Genomic DNA, 8,812 nt, shown 5'->3' with positions numbered 1-8,812 from the left:
GCGGAGCGATGCAGATACCCGGCGCCGCCGCAAAGCGGGCGACCGTGGTTTCAGGTGCCGCTTCGGCGGCGGCCGCGTTGCGGCCTGCAAGACCCGCGGCTGCGAGCGCAGACAGGCCTGTGAGGAAACGGCGACGGTTCTGGACAATCTGCACGAATCTCTCCTCCCTTGAAAAAGGCAGAGCGTGTCGGCGATAGGTCTACGTCTTCAACTCGCGCTTCAGCTCGTCGAGAAAGCAATTCTGGCCGGAACCGAGCAAAAGAGGTTCCGGCAGAGGCAGATGGTCTTGTGAGCGCGACGAGTAGCTGTGGCGCGCCCAGTCTGATGCGGGAGTCTTGCGCTCTCAGTCGCGGGCTCGTGTATTAGCAACCGACGATAAGCCACGATACGCCCAATTTGCGTTGGTTGCGAGCGCAAAACTTACTCCGCCAAACGCGAGCGCCTCGCTGTCAGGGAGACTGTTTGCGCGGTCGCGAATGGCCAGTTCGAGTTTACTTGCTTCCGTTCGAGTGATCGACATGAAGGTCTGCATCGGGTCAGTGCTCGTCCATGCAAGCAGGGCATCTAAGGCTCGCTTCTCGCATTCCAAGACTCGAAGCTGCCAGTCACCGGCCCCAGTTGAACCCTTAGGGCGATCGGACTGGATGCGCCTCATGTCGGCCGTTGCGGACGCCTTTGCCACCGCCCAAATGCAGACATCGCCGGCAACGAGGTGGAACGACCGCTCCCGCCGCCTATTAGGTCTTCAGCTCGCGCTTGAGTTCGTTGAGGAAGCGCCAGTCCGTACCTTTCGCGATAATCCTGTCGGGTGTGGAGCCGATCAAACCGATTTCCTTCAGACGCAGCGCATAGAAGCGGACGGTATCAGTGGAATCGTAGTCCCGCCATTCCCGGTAAGGCAACTCGCTGATCGCTGCGAACGCATCATCGTAGTGGCTGGCGAACCCGCCCGCGACCAAGCGCTCGGCAACCAAGGCCGGCGCAGCGGTGCATAGATCCGCAGCCTTGAGGATGGCGCGCAGCACACGCTTGGTAGCAACCGGATGCGCGGCCACAAAATCGCTGTTGCCGGACAGCATGCAGCAGAAATATTGTGACCAAGGTCGGTCCACAGTGCTGTTGACGATCACGTGCCCGACCTTGTTGCGCCGCAATTCCTGCGGGTCCGGCGGAAAGCCAAGGAAAGCATCGACGTCACCGCGCGCGAACAGTTCCTTGGGTTTGACCGCCGGGTTCACCACCCAGTTGATGTCGAGCGCCGGATCGAGCCCGACATAGGCCGCGATGCTGGCGAGGAACAGATGCGGGCCCGTCCCGAGCCCTTGGACGCCGACGTTCCTGCCTTTCAGATCGACGACGCTATCGATCCCGCTTTTGGCAAACAGCTCGAAGCAGCCAGGATGGACGCCGCCGAGCACAGTGATCCGCGCACCGGAGTCCAAGGCGACGAGCAAATTTGTCACGAAGTTGAGAGTAAAGTCGATGTCGCCATTCGCCACCGCGGAGGCCTGGGCCGCACCAGCGCCTGTGACGACATAGTCAACCTCGGTGAAGCCCTCCGCGCGCAGAAGTTCCTCTGCAACATACTGTGGCGCCACGCAGATGCTAGGAATCTTCGCCAAGCGAATGCGCGTGGTCTCCGGCAGTGGCTCGGCAAGAGCTCGAGTTGGAGCGCCGACGAGGCTGGCGGCGCCGGCGGCCGTCAGGCCGGCCAGGAAACGGCGGCGGTTCTGGATGCTCTGCATAGGAATCCTCCTCCGGTTGAAAGCAAATCAAGCCCTCAGTTCTCTTTGAGAGACGCCAGCTCTTCTGGTCCACGCGCAAGCCTCATCCGGAATGGATGCCGCCACCAGCGTTAGTCCTACCTCTTGTCGTGAGCGGCAATGCACGGCCGCTCACATCTTAAGCTCGCGTTTCAACTCGTCAAAGAAGCGCCAGTAGGTGCCTTCGGTGATGATCTTTTGCGGGCCCGGCTTGACGATGCCCGTCTCCTGCATACGAAGGGCGTAGAAGCGGATCGTATCCTGGATGACCTGCATAACCTCTCCTTCCCTCGATAGGGCGCAGGGCGGTTTGGCGATTGCCTACGTCTTCAACTCCCGTTTCAGTTGATCGAGAAAACGCCAATTCGTTCCAGTGGCGATTATCTCTTGCGGACTCGACTTGACCATGCCCGTTTCGTGCATGCGCAGCGCATAGAAGCGCATCGAGGCTTCGGCATCGTAATCCCGCCACCTGTTGTACCGGATGTCGTGCAGAGTTTGCAGCGCGTAGTCGTAACTGGGCACGAACCCTCGATCGACCATCTGCTGCGCTACAAACGGCGGATCCGACGCGCAGAGGTCGGCGCCCTTGAGGATGGACCGCAGGACGCGCTTCGTCGCCGCCGGGTATCTGTCTACATAATCCGCAGTCGCGGAAATCATGCAGCAGAAATGTTGCGACCAGGGCGGATCGGTGGTCGAGTTGAGGATCGTATGGCCTACTTTCCTGGAGCGAAGTTCCTGCGTGCGGGGCGGTTGGCCGAGCACTGCATCGTACTTTCCTTCGACGAAGCCTTCAGCAAAATTGTGTTCTTCGATGACCCATTCGATGTCGTTGACCGGATCGAGCCCGACATAGGCGGCCATCAGAGAAACCAACACGTGTTGCGGCGAATCAAGCGTAAAGACCCCAACCCGCTTTCCCCGCAGGTCCGAGACGCCTTTGACGCTGTCGTTGGCGATCAGTTCGAGGCACCCGGAGTGCAGTCCGCTTAGTACCCTGATCGGCACTCCTGCATCGATCGACGCCAGATGAATCGGCACATAGTTCACACTGAAATCCGTCTCGCCGTTTGCGATCCACGCGGAATGATCAACCTTCTTGTCACCTTGCACATAGCAGACATCGGTGAATCCCTCGGCGCGCAGCATCTCTCCGGCGAGGTACAGGCCCGCCCAGCAATAGGCGCCGCCGATGTACCGCGGCAGGCGGACCGAGGTGGTCTCCGGCAGCGGCTCAGCCCAGGCTTGCGTAGAGGTGCCGATGGCCCAGTATTAGCAACCGACGATATGCCACGGTACGCCCAATTTGCGTTGGTTGCGAGCGCAAAACTTACTCCGCCAAACGTCCCGCCAGCACCTCGCTGTCAGGGAGACTGTTTGCGCGGTTCAGAATGGCCACTTCGAGTTTACTGCGGCCGGGCCGAGTCATCGACGCAAAGGTCTGCACAGGGTCATCAGTACTGGTTGCGCTTAACGTCTGGTTCCGGGAAGGAAAATCGGCCTCGGAAGGTCTCGAAAGGGTCACAAAGCGACGCTTCCAGCCCGCGTCGCTCTGTCCGTTGTCGCAGGTTCATTTCACAGGTCGATCTGTTCAGAGATCGCCAAAGCGTCGTCCACTTCGATGCCGAGATAGCGGACCGTGCTCTCGTATGGCCCAGGAGCAGTTGCACCGCGCGAATGTTTCCCGTCTTCGTGTAGATCTGCGCGGCTTTGGTACGCCTCATCGAATGAGTTCGGTATCGCTTGGGATCGAGCCCGACGCTGGGCGCTGATGGCAGCTCGAGTCTGCTCCGTGATCTCGAATTGTACTGGTCGTCCGGTCTTGCGCTGGACGATTACCGCCCGGTCGCGAAACGTGCCGGATAGCGCCACGTCGCCGACCGTGATCGTGACGAGGTCACAGCATCGAAGTTTGCTGTCTATGGCAAAATTGACCAGTGCCAGATCACGTGCCGCGCCTGACACCTGCAGTCGTGTTCTAATGCTCCAGACCTCGCACGGCTTGAGAGGAGGCTTCTGACCGACAATGTGGCCTCTGTTCCAGTTGGGCATGGTTCTTCTCCATGCCGCCCTCCGCAGCCGCAGCGCTCGACGTGAGCCCGCGAATTCTACCGTCTCACCTGGAAGCGCTACAAAGGATTCGGTTTGAAAGTTGTTGGTTGTCGGTGCCGATGAAGTGCACCTTCACAATGGGGCACAACCCGCCCTTAACGGACATTGATCGGAACCCACGGCCATCGCCCTCACAACCAAAACGAGCCTATGTCTGACGAGAGCAAGTAGGCGATCCAAAGCGATACGCCCTTTAGTCGGGAAGGCCAGCCTTGTGGTAGCCTTCGACGAAGCGCTGGAGCAATTCCTCGTCGTCGAATGGCTGCGATGTTGCCCAGTGCCTGATGCTGAAGTGGGGATTGCTCATCATGAAGAATTCCGCCTCCTGATGGGCTTCATCCTGGCGCCCGAGCTGCGCGAGGGCTGCCGCTAGCATGCGCCGCGACGTGGTGCGGTAGGTTTCCGGCTTGCGTAAAGCCTCGACCGCGGATTGATAGTCGCCGAGCGCATAGTAGGCTTGGCCCGCCATCCAATAATACCACCCCGGTGGGCGCGGATTGAGCCGCAATGCCCGCTTCACGAATTCGACGCCTTTGACCGCGTCGCCCCTCAAGGTGATGAGATCCGAGCGCATCGCCCAGGCATCGGCATGATTGGGATCGAGCTTGAAGGTCGCCTCGAACTCAGCATCCGATTCCGCGAAACGCCGTTCGTGACCAAGTATGATGCCCAGCACCCAGCGGTTCCCGGCATCGTTAGGGTCGAGCGCCACTGCCCGCTGCGCTTCCGCGAGCGAGCGAGGCTGGTTGGCTTCCTTCGGCTCATCCCAGAACAGCCAGCCGAGCCAAAGATTGAGGGCCAGCCAGCTATGTGCTTCGGCATAGTCGGGATCGAGACCAATCGCCTTTTCCAGGAGCATGCGCGCTTCCCGCGCGCCTAACCCGGTCTGAAAACTGACGCCGCGGGCTTGCACGCAGAGGTCATAGGCTTCGAGACTCGTCGGCCGTTTGCGCGCCGGCCGTCCGGCCAATCGGCCGACTAGGGCTTCGACGATCTTGGCCGTGACCTCATCCTGCACTGCAAAGATGTCCTCGAGGCTGCTGTCATAGCGCTCGGCCCAGATATGATCGCCGCCGATTGCGTCGATCAGCTGCGCATTAACGCGCACGCGCCCCGCGGCGCGCCGGGCGCTGCCTTCAACCACATAGCGCACCCCAAGATCACGCGCGGCCAAACGCACATCGACCGACCGCCCCTTGTAAGCAAAGGTCGAGTTGCGCGCGATAACGAAGAGGCCGGCGCAGCGAGATAGGTCGGTGATCAGGTCTTCGGTCAAGCCGTCGACAAAGGTTTCCTGCTCCGGATCGTTGCTCATGTTAGTGAAAGGCAAAACCGCGATCGAGGGCTTGTCGGGCAATTCCAGCGATGCCAGTCGGCCGACCGGAGCGGCTCTCGGAAGCTGCAGGTTTACGCGATAGCAGTATATCGGCTCGGCTATATTCTTCACCCGCTGCTCGCCCATAGGCTCGAACGCAAACGCCAGCTTCTGCCTGACTTCCTTGGACACCTTCTCTGAAACGCAGATGCCACTGGGCTCGGCGAGTTGCTGGAGGCGCGAGGCCACGTTCACGCCCTCGCCATAGCGATCGTCCCTTCGACGATCACTTCTCCAAGGTTGATTCCGATCCTGACTTCGAAGCGCTGGTCTTCGGCGACGCTCGCGTTACGCTCCGCCATGCCGCGTTGAAGCGTGACCGCGCATTCGACCGCATCCACCACGCTGCCGAACTCCGCCAGCAGGCCGTCTCCCATAAGCTTGAAGATTCGCCCGTGTCGTGTTGCGATTTCCGGCTCGAACAGCTCTTTGCGGCCACGTTTTAGCCGGTCGAAGGTGCCCGCTTCATCCGCCTCCATGAGCGCCGAGTACCCGACAACATCGATGGCAAGGATGGCAGCGAGCTTCCGCTCCATGTTGGGCCTCAGTTAGGATTCGCGACACGCAAGCCGCAGGTCAGAGGCGGGTAGGATCGGCGCCTCCGGCGTGCCCTCACCGGCCTTTGATACCACAGATCACGCCTCTTGAGACCATGGATCGCGCGACGCTCCGGCTCTCCTGCCGCAGCGGAATGCAATGTCGGTTATGGTCCGCTTCGCCGCATCCGGCACGATGAGCAGCCCGGCTGCACGATTCAGAGGCTCGTCCCACAGGCGGCCATTATCGTTTCGCCGCGCTCGGCACACTTTCTGCAGACGCCGCAACGATACGCCTAGCCGGTGCACCGACGGCGCGCCAGCCGCCGGCTTGATGGTTCTCGACAGCCCTTCCTGCCTGCGCTTGCTTCGCCCGGTCATTCCGGCAATCCCGCCTTTCGCAGGGCCGACGCCAGCATTTCCATGAGTTCTGGTCGGACGACGCTCATCCGCACGAATGCGCTGTTTGTCCAGCCCGGCGCGACCTCCAACAGCCGCGAGGCGGCTGCGCGTGCGGCATCCAGGCGGTCGAGATTGACATAGGCTGCGACGAGGCTGGCATAGAGGACGCTGAAGCCGGGCGCTACTTGGATCGCCAGCGTCGAATAGTTCACCGCGTCATCATACCGGCCAGTGAAGAGGTGGACCCAGGCCAGCGCCAGGTACGAATGATAGTTCAGGGGATCGAAAGGACTGAGGCGAAGTGCCTTGAACGCGTGATCGCACGCACGTTCATAGGTTTCGCTGTACATGTGCACCATCGCGCTGAAGCCGTATGCCAGAGCTAAGTTGCGGTTTAGCTTCAAAGCTCGATCGAGAGCGCTGATGGCCCGTGCGTAGTCATGGGTAATCGTGGCGTGAACGAACGCCCCATCGACAGCGCCTGGGGATCGTCGGCGCCGATCGCCATTGCGATGTTGGCGTGCTTCAGCGCGGCAGCCCTGTCTTCGGGATGGAAGCCTCCGCGCAGGAAGCGCTGTTCGTATCCCCAGGCCGCATAGCCATGTGCGGAAGCGTAGTTCGGGTCGAGGCTCAAGACCTCGTTCAGCAGGCGCAGGGCTTCGTTGGTATCGGCCGGCGTGTTGGCGTAGGCATGTGGCAAGGCGCGCAGGAAGAGATCATATGCGTCAAGGCTGTCCGGCCGCTTGCGGCGCGCTCGGTCGATCTCAGCGCGCCGCAGGGTGGGTTCAAGCGTCCCGACAATACTCTCGGTCAATCGGTCCTGCAGGTCGAACACGTCTTCCGCCGCGCCCTCGAACTTGTCTGCCCAAACATGGGTTGCATCTTTGCCCTCGATAAGCTGTGCGGTTATGCGCAGTCTGTCGGCAGCCCGCCGCACGCTCCCTTCCATCACGTAGCGGACGCCAAGCTCTCTTGCGACCTGCCGGATATCGAGCGTTCTGCCCTTGTAGGCGAAAGTGGAGTTCCGCGCGATGACGAACAGACCGGGTATCTTCGACAGGCCCGTGATGAGGTCCTCCACCAGCCCGTCCGTGAAATACTCCTGCTCGGGATCACCGCTCATGTTGGTGAACGGCAGCACGGCGATGGACGGCTTGTTGGGCAACGAAGGCGATCTGAGCTGTTGCATGTCGGCGACGAACCGCTGGCGAAGAACGCGATAGACCGGGAGCGGTTCAGCGATGTTCTTGACATGCTGCTCGCCCATCGATTCGAAGCCAAAGGGAAGCTTCCTTTCGACTTCGCGAGCAACTTTACCGGAGATGTAGATGCCGCCAGGCTCCGCTAGTTGCTGCAGGCGCGCTGCGATGTTGACGCCGTCGCCGTAGCGATCCTCGCCCTCGACAATTACTTCGCCGAGATTGATGCCTATTCTCACCTCAATGCGATCGTTCGCGACGGAATCCGCGTTGCGCTCGACCAAGCTACTCTGCAGCGCCACCGCGCACTCGACCGCATCCACCACGCTGGAGAACTCGGCGAGCAGTCCGTCGCCCATGAGCTTGAATATGCGTCCGTGTCGTTCCGCTATTTTGGGCTCAAACAGTTCCGTGCGTATCGCTCTGAGACGCTCAAAGGTCCCTGCCTCGTCACTCTCCATGAGCGCCGAGTAGCCAACCACGTCAGCCGCCAGGATGGCTGCGAGCCTTCTCTCCAAGAATTCTCCTCAAGCAGACCAATCGGCCAAGGATAGCATACGACGGGTCGTGAATCTGGGAATAGTTCACCTGAGGGACGTGGCGTGGCACGGCGGCGATCTGCTCCTTCCGAAGGCCGACGCGGATGACCGACTGCCACCCAACCAAGCCGTTTGACGCGAGCTGGCAACTGCTGAGTAGGCGAAGTCCGCATCGCCTCGATCGCGCCAATTGCCGACCTTTCCGGCGCTTCTCCGAAGCTGACGTTCGCGGTGCGGCCGGAATGCCACCGAACCTGCCGACATCATAGCCACGCCTCGAGTAGAGGCTTCGTCTGGAGCACCTCGGCACGGTTCCGTTCGCGCGATAGAAGCGGCGGTTGGCGATTAAGCAGCATGGAATCGCCGAATTCATGCGCGCGGTAGCGGTAGGCGGCAAAGGCTGTGGAGGCCTTGGCGAGCAGAGCATCGTCGGCAAAGGCGCGCAGGAGCTCGAAATGGCTTTCGCCGGGCTGGTGGACGCCTGTAAAAATCGCATCGACCACGCGAAGCGGCGTGCCGCGCGCGATGCGCCCTGTCGCAATGCCTTTTCCGGCACGCACACCGCCATCGGAATTGGCGGCTGCCTCAAGGGCGCGCACTACGCTCGTGCCGATCGCGATGATGCGGCTGCCGCGGAGCTTCGCCCGCACGACCTGCGCTGCGGTGCGCTCAGGAATGCGGTAGGGCTCGTCGAAGGGAAGACGCGAATCGAGTGCGGGATCGCCGGTGGAAGAAACGCCGGCGGCATGCGTGAGCGTTGCGAAGCCAACGTCGCGCCGACGCCAGACCTGGAGCGTACGCCAGTCGAGCGCGAAGCCTGCCGACGGCGCCTCGAACGCGACCGGCCCGGCGGCAATCTTCGTCCAAACATCCCACAGTGCCA

General features: G+C 61.2%; 6 protein-coding genes and 2 pseudogenes. All 8 read right to left on the bottom strand.

Annotated features, from left to right (window positions below):
- Positions 1 to 737: 737 nt before the first annotated feature.
- On the bottom strand, positions 738 to 1,745 hold the full coding sequence (locus tag NKK47_RS34340; protein WP_352458790.1) for an ABC transporter substrate-binding protein: 1,008 nt from the start codon (positions 1,743 to 1,745) through the stop codon (positions 738 to 740).
- A gap of 150 nt (positions 1,746 to 1,895) precedes the next feature.
- Complete coding sequence (locus tag NKK47_RS34335) at positions 1,896 to 2,039, bottom strand: hypothetical protein (RefSeq protein WP_352458793.1); 144 nt, start codon at positions 2,037 to 2,039, stop codon at positions 1,896 to 1,898.
- Between the two features lie 45 nt (positions 2,040 to 2,084).
- The gene (locus NKK47_RS34330; RefSeq protein ID WP_352579836.1) at positions 2,085 to 2,915 is read right to left on the bottom strand and encodes an ABC transporter substrate-binding protein; all 831 of its coding nucleotides are present in this window, start codon (positions 2,913 to 2,915) and stop codon (positions 2,085 to 2,087) included.
- 426 nt (positions 2,916 to 3,341) lie between these two features.
- Positions 3,342 to 3,818: pseudogene (locus NKK47_RS34325) on the bottom strand (site-specific integrase).
- 253 nt (positions 3,819 to 4,071) lie between these two features.
- Positions 4,072 to 5,789: pseudogene (locus NKK47_RS34320) on the bottom strand (adenylate/guanylate cyclase domain-containing protein).
- Positions 5,790 to 6,166: 377 nt separating this feature from the next.
- Complete coding sequence (locus tag NKK47_RS34315; RefSeq protein ID WP_352579835.1) at positions 6,167 to 6,541, bottom strand: tetratricopeptide repeat protein; 375 nt, start codon at positions 6,539 to 6,541, stop codon at positions 6,167 to 6,169.
- Between the two features lie 50 nt (positions 6,542 to 6,591).
- The gene (locus tag NKK47_RS34310) at positions 6,592 to 7,908 is read right to left on the bottom strand and encodes an adenylate/guanylate cyclase domain-containing protein (protein WP_352579834.1); all 1,317 of its coding nucleotides are present in this window, start codon (positions 7,906 to 7,908) and stop codon (positions 6,592 to 6,594) included.
- Between the two features lie 284 nt (positions 7,909 to 8,192).
- Positions 8,193 to 8,812 (bottom strand): S-adenosylmethionine:tRNA ribosyltransferase-isomerase (locus tag NKK47_RS34305; protein ID WP_352579833.1); only part of this gene is annotated, 620 nt, incomplete at its 5' end.

Origin of the sequence: Mesorhizobium sp. M0019 (assembly GCF_040323975.1) — a bacterium.
GTDB lineage: Bacteria > Pseudomonadota > Alphaproteobacteria > Rhizobiales > Rhizobiaceae > Mesorhizobium.
This window is presented reverse-complemented; position numbering and strand designations above follow the sequence as displayed.

Excerpts from the sequence above, each read along its gene's own strand:
- NKK47_RS34340 (WP_352458790.1), bottom strand. The coding sequence starts at position 1,745 with ATGCAGAGCATCCAGAACCGCCGCCGTTTCCTGGCCGGCCTGACGGCC.
- NKK47_RS34335 (WP_352458793.1), bottom strand. The coding sequence starts at position 2,039 with ATGCAGGTCATCCAGGATACGATCCGCTTCTACGCCCTTCGTATGCAG.
- NKK47_RS34330 (WP_352579836.1), bottom strand. The coding sequence starts at position 2,915 with ATGCTGCGCGCCGAGGGATTCACCGATGTCTGCTATGTGCAAGGTGAC.
- NKK47_RS34315 (WP_352579835.1), bottom strand. The coding sequence starts at position 6,541 with ATGTACAGCGAAACCTATGAACGTGCGTGCGATCACGCGTTCAAGGCA.